The organism is Tateyamaria algicola (assembly GCF_047715485.1).
Taxonomy (GTDB): Bacteria; Pseudomonadota; Alphaproteobacteria; order Rhodobacterales; family Rhodobacteraceae; genus Tateyamaria.
In genome coordinates this window covers 979,468-995,627 of sequence record NZ_CP180422.1, presented here as the reverse complement: position 1 = coordinate 995,627, position 16,160 = coordinate 979,468, and the positions used below count along the sequence as shown (strand labels likewise).

The 16,160-nt window shown below is 53.1% G+C and carries 13 protein-coding genes; 10 read left to right on the top strand and 3 right to left on the bottom strand.

What is annotated here, in order from left to right:
• Nucleotides 1-6 precede the first annotated feature (6 nt).
• The 10 genes from ACMHLQ_RS07285 to ACMHLQ_RS07240 all read left to right on the top strand — a co-directional run bounded on the left by ACMHLQ_RS07285 (nucleotide 7) and on the right by ACMHLQ_RS07240 (nucleotide 9,135).
• A complete protein-coding gene (locus ACMHLQ_RS07285) occupies nucleotides 7-969 on the top strand; it encodes a TAXI family TRAP transporter solute-binding subunit (protein WP_415404121.1) in 963 nt (320 codons plus the stop codon).
• Between the two features lie 331 nt (nucleotides 970-1,300).
• Nucleotides 1,301-1,966 (top strand): tyrosine-type recombinase/integrase, encoded by a 666-nt coding sequence (locus ACMHLQ_RS07280; RefSeq protein WP_415404120.1) that lies wholly within the window; start codon nucleotides 1,301-1,303, stop codon nucleotides 1,964-1,966.
• Nucleotides 1,967-2,424: 458 nt separating this feature from the next.
• On the top strand, nucleotides 2,425-3,585 hold the full coding sequence (locus ACMHLQ_RS07275) for a hypothetical protein (protein ID WP_415404119.1): 1,161 nt from the start codon (nucleotides 2,425-2,427) through the stop codon (nucleotides 3,583-3,585).
• A gap of 179 nt (nucleotides 3,586-3,764) precedes the next feature.
• A complete protein-coding gene (locus tag ACMHLQ_RS07270; protein WP_415404118.1) occupies nucleotides 3,765-4,019 on the top strand; it encodes a hypothetical protein in 255 nt (84 codons plus the stop codon).
• Nucleotides 4,016-4,426: a hypothetical protein gene (locus tag ACMHLQ_RS07265; RefSeq protein ID WP_415404117.1), complete on the top strand. Its 411-nt coding sequence runs from the start codon at nucleotides 4,016-4,018 to the stop codon at nucleotides 4,424-4,426. Before ACMHLQ_RS07270 ends, ACMHLQ_RS07265 begins: the two co-directional genes overlap by 4 nt.
• Before the next feature lie 278 nt (nucleotides 4,427-4,704).
• Nucleotides 4,705-5,346: a hypothetical protein gene (locus tag ACMHLQ_RS07260; protein ID WP_415404116.1), complete on the top strand. Its 642-nt coding sequence runs from the start codon at nucleotides 4,705-4,707 to the stop codon at nucleotides 5,344-5,346.
• A 194-nt stretch (nucleotides 5,347-5,540) separates the two neighbouring features.
• Complete coding sequence (locus ACMHLQ_RS07255; protein ID WP_415404115.1) at nucleotides 5,541-5,900, top strand: hypothetical protein; 360 nt, start codon at nucleotides 5,541-5,543, stop codon at nucleotides 5,898-5,900.
• Nucleotides 5,900-7,975: a type IV secretory system conjugative DNA transfer family protein gene (locus ACMHLQ_RS07250; protein WP_415404114.1), complete on the top strand. Its 2,076-nt coding sequence runs from the start codon at nucleotides 5,900-5,902 to the stop codon at nucleotides 7,973-7,975. Before ACMHLQ_RS07255 ends, ACMHLQ_RS07250 begins: the two co-directional genes overlap by 1 nt.
• Nucleotides 7,976-7,995: 20 nt before the next feature.
• Complete coding sequence (locus tag ACMHLQ_RS07245; RefSeq protein WP_415404113.1) at nucleotides 7,996-8,802, top strand: replication-relaxation family protein; 807 nt, start codon at nucleotides 7,996-7,998, stop codon at nucleotides 8,800-8,802.
• Between the two features lie 147 nt (nucleotides 8,803-8,949).
• Entirely contained in the window at nucleotides 8,950-9,135 is a 186-nt protein-coding gene (locus ACMHLQ_RS07240) for a hypothetical protein (protein ID WP_415404112.1), read from the top strand.
• A gap of 667 nt (nucleotides 9,136-9,802) precedes the next feature.
• Here the strand turns inward: ACMHLQ_RS07240 and ACMHLQ_RS07235 are convergent.
• The 3 genes from ACMHLQ_RS07235 to ACMHLQ_RS07225 all read right to left on the bottom strand — a co-directional run bounded on the left by ACMHLQ_RS07235 (nucleotide 9,803) and on the right by ACMHLQ_RS07225 (nucleotide 16,155).
• The gene (locus ACMHLQ_RS07235) at nucleotides 9,803-10,123 is read right to left on the bottom strand and encodes an H-NS family nucleoid-associated regulatory protein (protein WP_415404111.1); all 321 of its coding nucleotides are present in this window, start codon (nucleotides 10,121-10,123) and stop codon (nucleotides 9,803-9,805) included.
• 490 nt (nucleotides 10,124-10,613) lie between these two features.
• Nucleotides 10,614-15,662 (bottom strand): calcium-binding protein, encoded by a 5,049-nt coding sequence (locus ACMHLQ_RS07230; protein ID WP_415404110.1) that lies wholly within the window; start codon nucleotides 15,660-15,662, stop codon nucleotides 10,614-10,616.
• Nucleotides 15,616-16,155, bottom strand: coding sequence for a hypothetical protein (locus tag ACMHLQ_RS07225; RefSeq protein ID WP_415404109.1), 540 nt, complete (start codon nucleotides 16,153-16,155; stop codon nucleotides 15,616-15,618). Before ACMHLQ_RS07225 ends, ACMHLQ_RS07230 begins: the two co-directional genes overlap by 47 nt.
• Nucleotides 16,156-16,160 lie beyond the last annotated feature (5 nt).

The window sequence follows — 16,160 nt, the reverse complement described above, 5'->3', positions numbered from 1 at the left end:
AACAAAATGACAGTACTCCAATCAGCCATCCTTGCCATCGCAATTTTTATTGGGGCAGCGCTTCAACCATCGTCTGTAACCGCTCAGGGGAGCGCATCAGCAAACCGCGATACTGTTGGGATCATGGCCGGGTCAGTGCGTGGCACATACAGTCGGTTTGCACAAGACATGGCCGACGCCCTAGACCAAGAAGGTCGTCTTCGCGTTATTGCACAATTGGGGCGTGGCTCAATCAAGAATGTGGACGACCTGCTGTTTCTGCGCGGTGTGGACCTCGCCATCGTGCAATCTGATGTTTTGGAGTGGTATCGACAAAATGGCGTTGAAGGCGTCAGTGATATCGGATCGAAAATCAATTACGTTATGAAATTGTATAATGAAGAAATCCACTTCCTTGTGCGCGAAGATATCCTCTCAATCAAGGATTTGGACGGCCAACGGGTCAGCATGGGAGGCGCAGGAAGTGGTACGTTTCTGACGTCTACACAGGTCTTCGGTAGCTTCGGCATCGCACCGATCCCGCTAAACATGTCGAACTCCGAGGCGGTGAGTGGCGTCCGCTCGGGTGATCTTGCCGGCGCGGTTTTTGTCGTTGGCAAGCCAGCTTCATACTTTAGCGAGATTACCTTGGGAGACGGTGTTAAATTGCTACCGGTTGAGATCGATCGCCAGCTCGAAGACAGGGGATACATTTCGACCGTGTTGACCTCGTCCGACTACCCGAACTTGGTTCGGGAAGGAGTTTCAATTGAAAGCATTGCCGTGGGCGCAGTCCTCGCAGCATACAATTGGAAGTCCAGCAGCTCCCGTTATGACCGTGTTCGAAACTTCACTGAAGATCTTTTGGGCGCTCTCCCACGCCTGCAATCTGACCCGAGCTTTCACCCTAAGTGGAAAGACGTCGATCCTTTCGCGACAGTGCCTGGGTGGAAACGTTTCTCCGCCGCATCAGAAGCGCTCGGGCAGTGAAAGCAAAACTGTCAGCTTTGGCGCATTGGAGTGACTGCTCGTGTAGACAGCGGTATGCTAAAGCAGCATAGTATTGAATAACGGCTAACGTGTTTGTTTCCTTCTTTTGATGTTTGAATTTCGCTCAACGAAGGTTGACGGCATAACCGTCCCAACAACAAGTAACGTTTGGAGCTGCATCGCAGTAAATTCGGCATCGTCTTCGAAATGAAAACAAGAACATCCGGATCGGGCACGGGAGAGCTTTTAGGGTGCCGTTTCGCTGCCACCAATTGCACTTATCTGTATTGCAGAAAGCGGTGCATTGCCGCCGTTGCTGCACCAAGCAGCAATGGCCGCTGTAATCGCTGTCGTGCGGTGGTGTAGGCCAGATCTGGCACTATTGGTTCAAGGCGCGCATTACTCCGGCTGTCGAGTATCTGAGCTCGCCCGCCTGAAAGTGCGAGACGTTGGAGGCCATGTATTTGGCATCTACGTGGCTCCCATGAAAAGCTATCGGGGACGCTACGTCATACTGCCAAACGAAGGCATGACGTTCTTTTTGGACCAAGTCGAAACATTGGATGATGAGGATCTGGTTTTTAGAATGGCGTCAGGACGGTCTTGGTCTGGCTGCCATAAGCACTTGTTCAAGGAAGCCGTGAGACGGGCAGGATTGCCGGAGAGTTTCGTGTTTCATGGGCTTCGGCACACATATGCAAGCCAACTGTTACAAGCAGGTACGCCGCTCGCAATGATTGCGAAACAGCTCGGCCACTCAAACACCGACACTGTCAGTCGAACTTACGGCCATCTGTGTTGCGACGGTCTGGAGAACGAGATTTACCGTCGATTTGCACCACTCCAGAAATCCAGAAAGGACATTAGGCTGCAGCGTTTGCGGAACACTCTGCAGAACAAAGCGGAGCCCAATTGGTCTTGGCCGCGAAAGAACAGAAGTAGGGCATCGGGCGAGCTAGTGGGCTTGCTGCGCGGGCGAGAGGAGCAGTTGAGATAAGCTTGTGATCCCAGCCCCGAAGCAGACCTTGCGCGGAACGAACTGATCGAGCGGACAGCGGACCTAGTGAGCATTCGCTGCGGCTGCGCTAACGCCAGCTTTCAGAAAGAGGCGGCACCAAAAAATACGGGTAGTTTTCGCCGGCGATGAAAACCCTTGAGTTTTGACCTATCGCAGCTTCGAAGTCAGCGAATCTTACACATCGCCCGTGGCCGGTAGAACTTTCGCACAAGTAATGTGGCCGGATTTTCCGAATTGTTCGGCTTGGTGGGCATTTGGGGGTCGTCGGTTTCAGATCGCCAGCAGAGGAATTCCTAAACAAGCTTGGAAAATCACCTACAATCCGCTTCAGTAGAAACGTTGTACATCGCGCTTGGGTCCATCGACATTTCTGGTACCGCTAGTTATCTTGGCAATAGGCTTACAATTGTCCGAAATTTCTTGTTCGAGGGTTTGCCATGAGAACATTCTTGTCTTCCTTTGGGATAAGCGGCAGGCGATCGGTAAGTCTGACAAACGACTACTTTTCCCGTATGCCTCCCGCCGTATTTTCGACTAAACACAGGGACTTTGTTCCTGACTTTTCTGCTATCCTACTATCTTCTGAACTAATTGTAGATGCTGATACTCTAGACCGCTTAAATAGGACGGAGAGCGCTCAGTTCAGCCGATATGCGGCCATATTGCATGACCTAAAACAAGAGGGGATTGTGCAAGCCGTTGACTATTCATCCATCATCTCAGAGCGCGCTGATCTTCTTGAACAGATCATGACCAAGGACCTCAAGCGCGCCTGGGAATATGAGGATGCGTTCTCAGAGTCATTGACTGAATGGATTGCGCATTTGAACTTGTTCGAAGACGAAATTCAGCAAATCGGGGTTAGCAAGCTTCGTGACGACCCCAAGAATTTGGACGAAGCAATGATGTTTTTGTCGATGAACATGCATATCGTTATGTCCGACAAAGCGTTTATCGCTTCCACTAAAAGATTGAAGTCAGCGGAACCTGGGATATTGAGATTTGATCTGGTTCGTGAAGCGGCCGATAGAGGCGCTCTGCTCGCAACTCTTGTTGAACGGATCAAGCCCTATATTGAGTATATGAACACCAACCTCCTGTTATGTGAGGCTTTGGATGCGGCGGTTTTTGATTGGTCAGATATTGTGCCCTTCTATGAACGAAAGGTGGTATTGAGTAGTGGTGAATACGAAGGAAGTGCCCATTCGGAAGGGATAAAAAGGTTGTTTAAGTTTGCGTTTCCTGACGTCAGGGAATGGCCCATGGAAAATATACTGGAAATGGCACGCGACAAGAGAATTTCGAGCCTTCGGGAAACGATTAACAGGGCGATAATCGAGGAAGATGAAATCGACGAGAGCTTTGTCATTCGAAAGCTGGGAGAGATAATCAAGCTTCAGGAAAGGGAAGCACGAAAATCGAAGATGATCTCCTTCTTATCATCGCCGATTGGTATGTTTCCCATATTTGGGAGTGTTTTACAGAAGCCAATCGAAACTGCTGCAAACAGTGTTCTGAACCGCCCAGCAAAAAAACAGGCAAGCTGGTACTTTATGGTTTCTGAGCATGCTGAGAGGCTCAACAAAGACCAAAGTTAGCGTCCGCTAGCTTAGTGTTTAACCGCCCCGCCCTGTCACACCCGTGGCTCTTGCCGTTTGGCACCCCTTTGGCGTTCATGCAGTCGGTGTTTATCCCCATAGAAACGGTCGTTTTGTCACTCCCAGAGATGCAACCGAGATAATTGAATTATTCTCAGCCACAAACGCTTGGCAATTACTTGGTTGATTTTGCCAAGTTTTTTTGGCTGTCGCTCAAGGATCGGATATTCGCGCACAGTGCAGCATCGGTGAGTTTGGGCTCGAACCGACCTTGGGGGAGGGCGGCTCGTAAGGTAAGATTTTGGCAACAAAAAGGAGCATGGCTGATGCGTCTTGATAACAAGTCTTTCAATCGCGGAGGGAATAAGGTTTTGACCTTTGCTCCGCTGCGACGGCTGTTGGCAAAGATGGTCAAAAAGGAGGCTGGACATTGAGTACTGTTGTTACCGTTGGAGCATTCTTGGCATTGTGTCTCGGATACTTGGCCTTCCAGGCCCTTTGGTCAGATGGGTTGCTTGAGGCTTTTGGCTTTGCCGTATCAATTTTTTTCGCTCCTATTTTGCACGCTGTGGACTTATTTAGGGTGGCTTTTTTAGGTGCCAAATCTGCTGGGCCAAGCCTTGGAGCTTCGACAGTGACGGCTTTCGAATTGGCCATGGGAATTGTTTGCGGGTTCATCCTTACCGTTTGGATGCTTTGGCCTGCGCTTGAGCGCGCCGAGCCTATGTTTGTTTCGCTTGGCGTCTCGCTCGTGGCACTAAGTTACTTGGATGGAATACATGCTCGCAGAAGTAAAATTGAAGAAGAGTTGGCCGTTGGTGGTAATGATGGGGAGGGGTAGTGCGTTGCTGACCGCTGGTGATTTCCCACCTGGGACCGAGGACTATAGGCCCCTTGCATTTCCAGATGTGTCAATTCCCCCAATTTGGGTATGGCTTTGGCTGCTGACATGGGCCAGCGAACGCGGCAAGATTCCGAAATAGATGATACGAACAGTCACTGAATTAACACTAGGTTCGACATGGACCACCCTTTTTGACAGTCACGTTCTTGCTACAAATCAATTGACTCCGAATAGCGTCAACTGGCAGCATTCCCTTATTGGGAGAGGGGTAAATTATGCGTTCATATGAAGCCGCACGCGGTCTTTACAGCTTTATGGAATTCTTCAGCAAATCGGTGATTGGTCTCGGCGTGTTATGTGTCATTGGCGCGTTATTCATGAGTACCAGTGATGCGGGTGGTAACATAGGTATTATCGCCGTCATTGCAGTCATAGCCGTTGGCCTAACAGTTGGTATGGGCGGGCTGTTTGGACTGATTATGGCGCAACTTGGTCGTGCCAGCGTAGATAGCGCAGAATACGCCCAGCAATCCCTGCAGGTGGCTCGTGAGCAACTCGAATTGTCACGGCAAGCTCTGGTGCAAACTCGTCCGACGCGCGAGGGTTATCGGGTTTCACCAGCACCACAACAAGATCAAGAACCAGCGCAAGAAGACGCTGGTGAATCTGAGGTCTCCTACGCGGCAACGTCTCAGGATGCAGATCTTGCGTTAGCTAAAGTTGATCAAGTGCAGACATCTCTCACAAAGGAAAATCAGCCCTTGTTAGAGAATACGCCGGAAGTTCCACTGGCCACAGTGGAAGACCATATCTCATTTCGAAATGGACAGTATTGCGTTCGCAACGAGTCTTTTGCGTATCGAGTTGATGCGGAAGCGCACGTCCGCAAATTGCTCGCCGAAACTGAGGCGACTTGACCCTCATACATACCCCCAACCCGCATGGGGGTGGTGTTTGTGGATCAGGGGCAGCTACTGCGGAACATAGCGGAACAATTCTTTTAAATCGCCACCGCGACTTCATCTGTCTTTTGGACAGATGAAGGTCCCCTGGACCCACTCGCCCATGCACGCCCGAGGTCCACCGGCCGACAGATAATGAAAGTCGATGTATGCGTATCAAATTGAAGCATGAGACAGTTCGAAAGGGTTTGTTGTTCAAGACGCCCTATACGCAAGTTTCCTGCACTGTTCTGTTTTCACATGAAGAGTTGCAAATTCTGCGGCAACGACACCTTTTGAAAACCAAACTCGTGGATCGACGCCCGGCCACGGCAAAGGTTGATGATCGCGATGACAAGTTTGAACTCCTCGTCGGCGACCTGACGAACGGCAAAATCGATCACTTTCTCACGGCTCATCCATCTGCTGGAAAGCTATACGAGGAAAGACTGCTGGACGCTCTGCGACAGCTCAAAGACTGGATTGGCGACAACGCGGAGCTCGCGGACGAATTCGTGGTTGAGTACTGATGGATCGAAATTTCGAACATCTTTTCAGCAGTCTGGTAGGTGCATCGATCATTCTCGTCGGTCTTGTCTTTCTGGCCGTTGTCGTCACACCGATGTTTCTGCTTGGCATCGCAGTATATGTCGGAGTGCGTCTCTGGCTTGAAAGTCCAGCACGGTTGGAACGGCTGGCGCGCGAAGAAACACTGCGGCTCTATCACCATGCGTTGGCGGGTCAGGTCTCGTTAGACGAAGCGGAAATCGAAGCAGCCTTGGCCAAGCATTGGGTTCGCAATATGCCAGATGTGCTTCGATCGCAGCTTCTTGAGTTTGGCGTGGCGCTTTTTGACGGCGAAGGGCTGTCGCTCGACATTCCACCCCCGCCCGAACTTTGCAACACGGTCGAAGGCGGGCGGTACCGTGACCTAGTGGCTCGACAGGGGCAGGCTCGGAACGACCGGCAAATGCTCTTATCTGCGCTCAATGTTATCAGCCAAGCGCTGTCGCCAATCGCGCGTGCAGCCCCACCGATGGACGGCGATGTGCTGGTGCCGGTTACGCAGTTTCTTACGCCGCTTGGACCAACAATCGCACAAATCATCAGCCCGTTATTTCAGGATACGGGGTACAATCACTTCAAAGCGCTGCGCGATCAGTTGGACAACAACCTGCGTCAAACACATCGTGTCAACCCAGTCTTCCCCGCCGACTACAAAGGCGACGACGCGGTTGAGACGTACCTCAAAGGGACCACGTTAAAAGACCTGTTTGGCCTTAAAACCCCGTTCGAAATCCCAGATGATCTGCGGTTTGAACATATGCATGTCGTTGCGGGTAGCGGGCACGGCAAGACCCAAACCTTGCAATATCTGATCGCAAAAGACTTGCCAGATGTAGCCGAGCGTCGGAAATCGGTGGTCGTCATTGACAGCCAGGGTGATCTGATCCGCACTCTTCTGGCCGCACGCCATTTGCCGCCCGAACAGATCGTCTTGATTGATCCGGAAGATATCAAATTCCCGGTATGTCTGAACCTGTTCTCCGTAGGTGTCGATCGCTTGAGCAGCTACACGTCGCTGGAACAAGAGCGGCTGACCAATTCGATTATTGAGCTCTACGACTACGTCCTGGGCACTCTGCTATCAGCTGGAATGACATCCAAACAAAGTGTCGTATTTCGCTACGTGACGCGGCTGATGTTCCACATTCCAGACGCGACCATACATACATTGCGAGATTTGCTGGAACCCGGCGGCACAGAAAAGTACGGCGAGTACATCTCTCGGCTGGAAGGGACACCGCGGCGCTTTTTCGAGACCGAATTCGATAGCAAAGAGTTTAACGGCACGAAAACGCAAGTGTTGCGTCGCCTTTATGGCGTGCTCGAAAACCAGACCTTCGAACGGATGTTCTCAAACCCGCAATCCAAGTTCGACATGTTCAGTGAGCTCAACGCGGGCAAGCTGATCCTAATCAACACGTCAAAGTCGCTTCTTAAGGAAGAAGGAACAGAGATCTTTGGGCGATTCTTTATCGCGCTGATCACTCAAGCGGCCCAAGAGCGCGCCACCATCCCAGAATGGGATCGGCTGGCTACCCATATCTACATCGACGAAGCACAGGACTATTTTGATGCCAATATCGGAATCATCTTGAGCCAAGCGCGCAAGTATCGAGTCGGTCTCACCATGGCTCATCAGTTTTTGGGTCAACTATCGTCTGGATTACCGGACGCGATGGAAGCGAACACGTCAATCAAATTGGCCGGCGGTGTATCGGCGAAAGACGCGCGTGCGCTGGCGAGTCAAATGAGCGCTGATGCCGAGATGATCCAGAGCCAACCGAAAGGCACGTTTGCCACCTTTTTGCGCGGGCTCACCAATCGAGCAGTGCCGATTGCCTTCCCGTTTTTCGTTTTGGAGAAGTATCCGAAGACGACAAAGGAAGAACGTGAGGCCATCGTGCAACACAGCCGCGAAGCTTATGCTGAACCATGGGTACCCAAGGCTGACCAAGGCGAACCGGAACTGGAGGAACCGGAAATCATCCCTCCGAAAAAAGACGATGAAGACCCGTGGGAGCCATCGCCGGAGCTTTGACCAGGCGTATGGTCCGGGGCATGACCCGATCCAAAGCCAAAGTGTCTCCCGATCTTCTGCCTACCGTTCGTGAGCTTCGTTGGATGGCGCATATTGACCGCCATGGCCCGCAAAGCAGCGCGTTCCTGTTTAAGCTGACCCAAGACACCCACCGCTGCAAAGATACGTCTTTACGACGTTTGCAGGCGCTGACAGACGCCGGATACCTTGTCCGGCCGAAGCAACAGGAACAAATTGCCAAAGCCAATTTCAACGCACATGTGTATGACCTATCCGCCAAGGGATACGAGTATCTCGCGTATCACCATGTGCTGGAGCGTCACGCCCGCCCTACCGGACACTGGTGGCACGGGTTTTGGGTCGCCAGCGTTTCCAGCGCCATTGAAATCAGCGCAACACGGGCGGGCCTGGAATATATTCCCGCAGCACGGCTTCTTGCCATCAATGATGTCGGTATGGCTATTCCGCTCGAGCGGGGCACGCTCATCCCGGATCAGCTATTCGCCCTAAAGTATTCCGATGGCTACCGTGTATTTGCGCTTGAGGTTGATCGCGGCACGGAACCGGTACGTTCGCAAGCCGCGCGAAAGTCACTGCAGCGGTCAGTGCGCCAATATGCAGAAGTTTTGCGCCACAAGTTGCACCAACGCCATTTCGGACTGAAATCTGGCCTTTTGGTCGTGTCTGTCTTCATGAGTTACGCACGCGAACGCCAGTTTGTGGATCTGTTGGGTGCCGAGAGCGGGAATCATGTGACGGCGGTATGTGTCCCCGGTTTTCCGAATTGGGAGACTGTCATTCCCGCACTGGAGCGGATCATCGTGTGATCCCGGTGTCGTGACATTGAAACATCTTGTGATGAGACAAACATACTCAATCATAACTGCACATCGCGGCAAATAACTGAAAATACGAACCTTTTACGACATATTCTCATTCTGAAACAGTGTCATGGCACAAACAAGGAGATGCAAATGCCCAAGAGAAAAACCAAGACGTCATTTTTGGATATCAAACAAGGATGGAAGAATGTCGGAAGCGTCGTTGTGCAAGCCGGGAAAGAATACTCAAGCATTCCGGCTTATGCGTTCCGAGAATTCACCGATCAGCCGCACCACAAGAAGGTGAAGTGCTCTCTCAAAAAAGGCTGGTTTGAGTAACGGATGACGCGGGACACACTACGAGCAACGGCCAGCCAAGAAATTGGCTGGCCGTTTCTATTTCCAAAACCCGCAACCATGACGCCGAACCTAACGATCAAACGAACGTTGTGACCTAGACAGTCATTTCACGGGCCCGACGATGTGCTCTGCTGTAAGCCTCCAAGATGTACAGACGGGGCCCTAGCTTTTCGGCAATGAACTGCAGGAATTGCGCCCGCCGCAGGGACTTGTTGAACACTACCTACTCGGTGGCGGTGAGCCCATAGTCCAAAAAAATGCTCTTTGCCAGACCGCGCCGATTGTGGTGATAATATTGGGTTGGCTCCTCTCGCATGCAGATTTTGACACCTGCAATGTCGCGCATCGCGACTCCGGTTTGAGCAGGAGCCATTCCCCCATTGGCTTCCTGCCGTTTTCTTCGAGCAAACAGCGTGTTGGCAGCGCCAAAGGTATATGTCTGAACTGACCCCAAACGCCACCGTTGTCAGGTCACGCGCGTTTGCTACGGTTCAGGAACGATCTTCGCCAGTGACCGAATGTTCAGGGAAGATCAGCCGCCGGACAATGAAGATGTTGCGCAATTCATGCATCGTCCGGACGAGAGTATTGTGTCACTCTACAAGTGGGAAAGAGGCGCACTGGGCGACGCGCCTCTTTTTTGACTTCACTTAAGGATCAACAGGTCTTCAAGCGTTTTGCCATTCGCAAGTGCTTCTTTGATCCAATTAGGTTGGCGACCTTTGCCAGTCCAGGTTTTAGCCGGATTTTCGGGATGACAGTACTTGGGTGCTGATTTTGTGCTTTTGGTTTTTGTGCCGCCAGTCAACTCGCTTAGGCTGAAGCCCATCTCCGCCGCCTTGGCTTCTACGGCTGCCAGTGCTTCCTTGCGCTTGCGCGTCTCAAAGCCTTCGATGGCCTTGGCCGCCTTCTTTTGAATGTTCTTCAGATCGTCCAGCGAAAGCGCGTCCCAATCGATATCTTTCATGGTTTGTCCCTTTTCTTGATTAGTCCGCGCTAGAGCAAATGTGGAGATGTCTCAAGGCGAAGATAGCATAGCGGGTATTGCTTCGCCTTTTACGGGCGGAAGATGACCTAAGAGCAAGTAGGCGCTACAGCAAGGTCTAGTGCGCGTGAAATTTGCTTCATAATGGTCTTGGACCTTCGGGCCTTGATCTTCGGCGTGCAATTGTCAGCCTGAGACTGTCTTACAATTCCTTTGAGGTATCAAGCCCATCGACTATCAAGGGCAAACTTTCGAAAAACCGATGTCCGGAGCCAGCACAAACCGGACATTGGATTTGGCCAGTTAGGCAACCGCAGGGCGGAAAAGCGCCAATTCGCTGCAACTTACGCCCATGTCAGCTTTAGATCTATCGGAAGGACCAGCCCGCGCGGTGATCGGGTTTGTTATTCAAACCACCAGTTAGATCGGCGCTACCCATATGAGTGCGCCGATCCTTAACTTGCCCAGCCAATCAAATGACGATGAGATCATCCTCCAACGCTCCAAGCAGCGTGTTCTTCACAGTCAGCGTGTCGCCATTGCCGAAGTCGAACACCACGTCACTGCCCACCTGGTTTGCATGGCTGAGAGCGTCTTGCGCGTCTGTCAAACCAAAGTCGCGCAGCACAATCGTGTCAACATCATCTTCAAAGTCACCAATCGTGTCCGCTTCGTAGCCGAGCTTGAAGTTGAAGGTGTCCGCACCGGACTGGCCATAGAGTGTGTCCGCTCCCGCACGGCCCCAGATCTGATCGTTACCGTTCCCAGCCCAGATCACGTTGTCTCCAGCATCGCCACGCAGATCGTCACTGCCGCCACCTGCGTGCAGGTTTTCAATATCGATGAAGGTGTCGCCGGAGGCCGCGCCGGTGTTGAGATGCGCATGCGCCAGATCGACCGTCATTGCAGCATCTGATCCGTAGTATTGCACACGGTCGATGCCTGCGCCGCCGTCGAGCACGTCAGCACCGTTTCCGCCGTAGAGGACATCGTCGCCATTGCCCCCAATCAGAACGTCGCTTCCGTCGCGACCATGCATGACATCCGCACCGTTGGCACCCCAGATCGTATTGGCGTTTGCGTCCCCGCGCAGGTCATCGTCGTGGCCCGAACCGAACAAATTCTCGATACTGTCAAACCTGTCACCATCAGCTTCGCCTGTGTTCAGGGTTGCGATCTGCAAATCTGCGACAAGGCCGGTGATTGCATCACTGTACTGGGCCCGATCAATGCCTTCGCCACCAATCAATTGGTCGGCACCTTCGCCGCCGATCAGGATGTCGTTGCCGTCACCGCCAGTCAGTCGATCAATCCCCTCGTGGCCGTTCAGAGTGTCGTTACCGACACCGCCGAACAGGTCATCGTTGCCAGCACGCCCGTAGACCCGGTCGTCTCCATCACCACCCCACAACACGTTGTGGCCATTGGAGCCGTAGATCCGGTCGTTCCAGGCGGACCCATAGCCTTGTTCGATACTGGTGAACACGTCACCCACGGCTTCACCCGTGGCTATGACCACGTGCCAATTGTCGATTGCGAAGGTGACAGCTTCAGCTGCGTCTGCATAGCTGACAGCATCTACGCCAAGCCCGCCGTCAAGCGTGTCGGCTCCGGCGCCACCGTTCAGGATGTCATTGCCGTCACCGCCAATCAGAGAGTCGTCTCCAGCCGCGCCTTCCAGAACGTCGTGGCTTATGCCTCCATCAAGCGTGTCATTGCCGTCACCGCCAAACAGATTGTCGATGCCGCTACCACCTTCCAGTGTATCGTCACCTTCTTCGCCGCTAAGCAAGTCATTGCCGCTGCCTCCGACCAAACTGTCGTCGCTGGCGCCGCCATAAAGCCTGTCATCGCCAGCTTCTCCAAACAACGTGTCGAGGCCATTGAACCCGATCAGAAGATCGTCACCATTGCCACCTTTGAGGCTGTCATCACCGGCGCCACCATCCAGCCGGTCAGCGCCAGACCCACCAATCAGCGTGTCATGATCATCGCCACCTTCCAGCAGATCAGCACCATCACCACCATCCAAGGTGTCTGCCCCGGACCCGCCGCGTAGGGCATCGCCGCCCGCGCCACCGACGAGACTGTCATCGTGGTCACCGCCATAGAGAAGGTCGGACCCGTCACCACCAATCAGCGTGTCATGACCGGTTTCTCCGACCAGAACGTCGGATCCGTCACCGCCCTCGAGACTGTCGTCACTGTTCCCGCCATAGAGAACATCGCCGCCATCACCACCATTCAGCACATCCAAGCCTGCGCCACCCCAGATGGTGTCGGCACCGCTGCCACCGTTCACCGTGTCATGCCCGCCAATTGTCGCCACATAGGCCTGATACCATTCGAAGTAGACATCGGTTGTGATGCGATCGTTCCCATTGCCGCCATCAATGGAGTCGTTTGCAGTGTGTGCCCCGAAGATTGTCGCGTTTGGATCTGTCACTTCGAGATGGCGTGCCCAATAGAAGCTCTCACTATTGTCGACTGTGCTATCGACATGTGCCAAGGACACTGTGCTCGACGCACCGGCGTGCGAGGCAAGGTATGTATCCCATTCCGAGTCAGTCATAGCTGTGGTCAAGGCGGCATCCGTGCGTCCTGCATCGCGGCCGTTCCGGATGTAGTGGATTGTCGCCGCAGACAGATCGGCACCAAAAGCCGCGCGGACATCCGCATAGTTGCGCAGATACTGCTCCGCATCAAAGCCACCTTTGCTGCGGCCTTCGTTGTATCCGAACTCAATATAATGCTGCGTCGCTCTAACAAGGTCGATACCAAACGCGTTGTAAATATCGTCATAGGCAGCAAGGTACTGCAGGGCATTAAAGTCGACATTTGCCATCTCCCCCTGACCATGTGCCAACCACCAATCCTCGCCAGTGTTCCAATCGTTTCCGATTGCAGCAATCAAATTGCCGTGGCTGGCAATCACAGATAGGGAGAACTGAGCAGCAGTTTGATTGTTCAGATGCGACCAGTAGGCAGAACTGTTACTCCCGCTGAACGTCACCGTCTCAACGTCCTGCACCTGTACATATGTATCGCCCGACCAGAACAGGTATTGGCCAATGCCCTGCGTTTGCGCCCCAAACGGCGTCGTCCCCGCGGTTCCCTGTACATACTCCCAGGACCACTGATCCGCGCTACCATTCAGCACCAGCGTATCGGACCCAAGACCACCGCGGACCACGTTGTTGCCGCCATAGGTGGTCAGCTCAAACGTATCGTCCCCATCACCACCGTCAAAGACGTCATCGCCCTGGCCGTCGATGAACAGATCATCCCCATCACCACCATCAACGTAATCATCGCCATTGCCGTCATGGATCGTATCCGCCCCGTCGCCGCCAAGAATGTAGTCGTCGCCGTGGTCGCCCTGCAGCGCATCATCGCCATCATTGCCGGTCAGCCGATCATCGCCAGAGCCGCCGAACAGCTCATCATTGCCCGCACCCCCGTTGAGCTGATCATCACCACCGGCCCCAAACAAATCATCATCGCCGTCACCGCCAAAGAGTAGGTCGTCTCCAAAGCCCCCGCTGGCATAGTCGTTGCCGGACCCGGCATAGATGACATCATCGCCGTGTTGTCCGTACAGGTTGTCCCGACTGCCGCCGCCAAGCAAAGCGTCATCCCCATGGCCCGCGATCAGCGTGTCCCTGCCGTCATCGCCTGACAAGACGTCGCTGCCGGCCCCAGTGCGGATACTGTCGTCACCACCGCCACCATAGACGGCCACGGCCTCAACAGCAGATGTTGCGTAAATCGTATCGTCACCGCCTCCGCCATAGAAGGCTTCGAACTCATGGGCGATTAGGTCAAACTCAATGCCCGCGTCATCGACAAAGATGGCTGTGTCAAAGTCAGCGCCGCCCAGCACAACTCCAAATTCCGCATCATCTGCATCAAAGAAGATAACGTCGTTGCCCGCACCACCGCGCAACTCATCTGCGCCATCGTCGCCAGACAGCATGTCATCAAGCTGCCCACCGGTGATGACGTCATCGCCCGCACCACCTGCAATCTGAACAGCCAGCATATGACCTGTAGCGTTCAGCGAATTGGCCCGGTCATCACCCGTCGCCCCGTCGAGCCATGCGGTGACCAGGTTGATGTGAGCGGCGCTCGAAGCGCCCAACACGGCGTACTGGAAGGTTGCGCCGGCCTCAAATTCAATGCGGTAGTCCCGCTCATCTTCCGGGACGTCATCGCCTTCCGTATAGACCCGACGCCAGCCCTGCGTTGCGTAATTTAGCGCTACATCACCGACGCCGCCTGCAACGACGTTGCCGTTTCGAGAAAATGAAGCCGTTCCCAGCAGGGTACTACCAAAAACCGAAACATCGTTGCTGTTGTCGTCGTAAGCCGTACCGTCGTCATAAATGAGATTGATTTGGGTAAAACCCAATTCATCCAGTGTTTTCAGTTCTCCATCATCGGCAATGCCGTTCGAGTTAGCGTCTTGCCAGACCCGCAACTCAGTCCAAATGGTATCTGCTGATGAAAGAACACCGTCTGCGTTGCCACCCAGTTCTGCCAACGTATCAAACATTGCAAGAGCTTGGAGATCAGTCACACCGCCCGTTGGCAACCACTCCGTAAATACGAGTTCCTGGGTCATATTGATTTGGCCATCACCGGCACCGCGAGAGCCGTCAGCATTCAAATCAATTACAAGAAAGGCGTCATCCGGGCTGACCCAAGCCGTGCTTTCCAAGTAGCCATCAGCGTCCATATCGAATGAAACTGTGCTGTTGACTTCAATTTCAATCCCGTCTCCATCCATATCGAGGATGATCGGTTTGCTATTACCTCCAGAACTGCTGCTATCGCCTCTTTGCTGGTCTCGCAATCCAACACCATCATCTGTATCGCGCCAGTTAGCTATGCCGTCACCGTCTCGATCTCCACCCCAATGGCCTACATTTGTGAAATCTTCATCGCGCCAATCCGCGATACCGTCTCCATCCATATCGCTGGCGGGGCGGTTTTCATCTTCGGCACGGATCGATAGCAGCGTGGCAACGCCATCAATATATGGAACGGACCAGGAATATGTGCCGGTTTTTGGGTCAAAAGTGCGCACTAAGCCTTGAGCAGTTTGTACAACGTTACCATCGTCACCGATAACAAACTCACGGCCGCCATGAAGAGTTACCGTACCAGCACCATCTGGAGTAAGAAAGGTACTTCTATCATCAGAAATATACCCACCATTTGGGGCTTCGTAGGAGTCATTATGAACTCTTACGCCATCCGCGATGTAAGTGTGATGTTCTGCGACCTCAAAATTGTAAGTCCGCCAACCAACTCTTGGCGCACTGAGAGAATCAAAACGTGACGGAGCCTCGAGCGTCGTGTCCTGAAACAACTCACTTTCTGGCTCGCAAAACTGCAAAAGCACCTCCCTTAAATCTTTCTCGATTTCATGGGCTGCCGCGAGGGCTTGCTCGGTAACTTGCGACTCCGTTTCAATTAACGTCTTTTGCATAACTTCCCCCAATGAATCGATATCCAAGCCGCTTGATGAGCTTATGTGTTCTTTCCAAACCAACACCCGAGGTTGAATGGAACAAAACCTCTGTTGATGACCTCGCCAGTGACCATGTCTCCACTCCACGCAGCAAGCCGAGTGCCACGCGGCCACCACGCAGGCCATAACGTACTTCCTTCAACACGTTGATATTGTGAATCGTCGTTATTAGTGAGCCAGTACCGATGTAGTATTCGCCGACCGAGCAGTACACGGCTCCTACAGGCTTTTCACCAAACCAGGCCACCATGATACCGTGTCTCTTTGGATCGGAGAGGGCGCGATCTGCAATCGCTTGGACCTTTTGTGGAGCGAAGGTGATGTGCGAAAATCGACTTTCCTCGTGCGCGCGCTGCGCAAGGAAGACAATCTGTTCCATAGCATCTGCATTTTTTAGTTCAGCAAAAACCAAACTTGGCTTGTCAGCATGCCGTGCATCGGCGCTGCCTTTGTTTTGCGTACCCAATAACACGAACAAATACT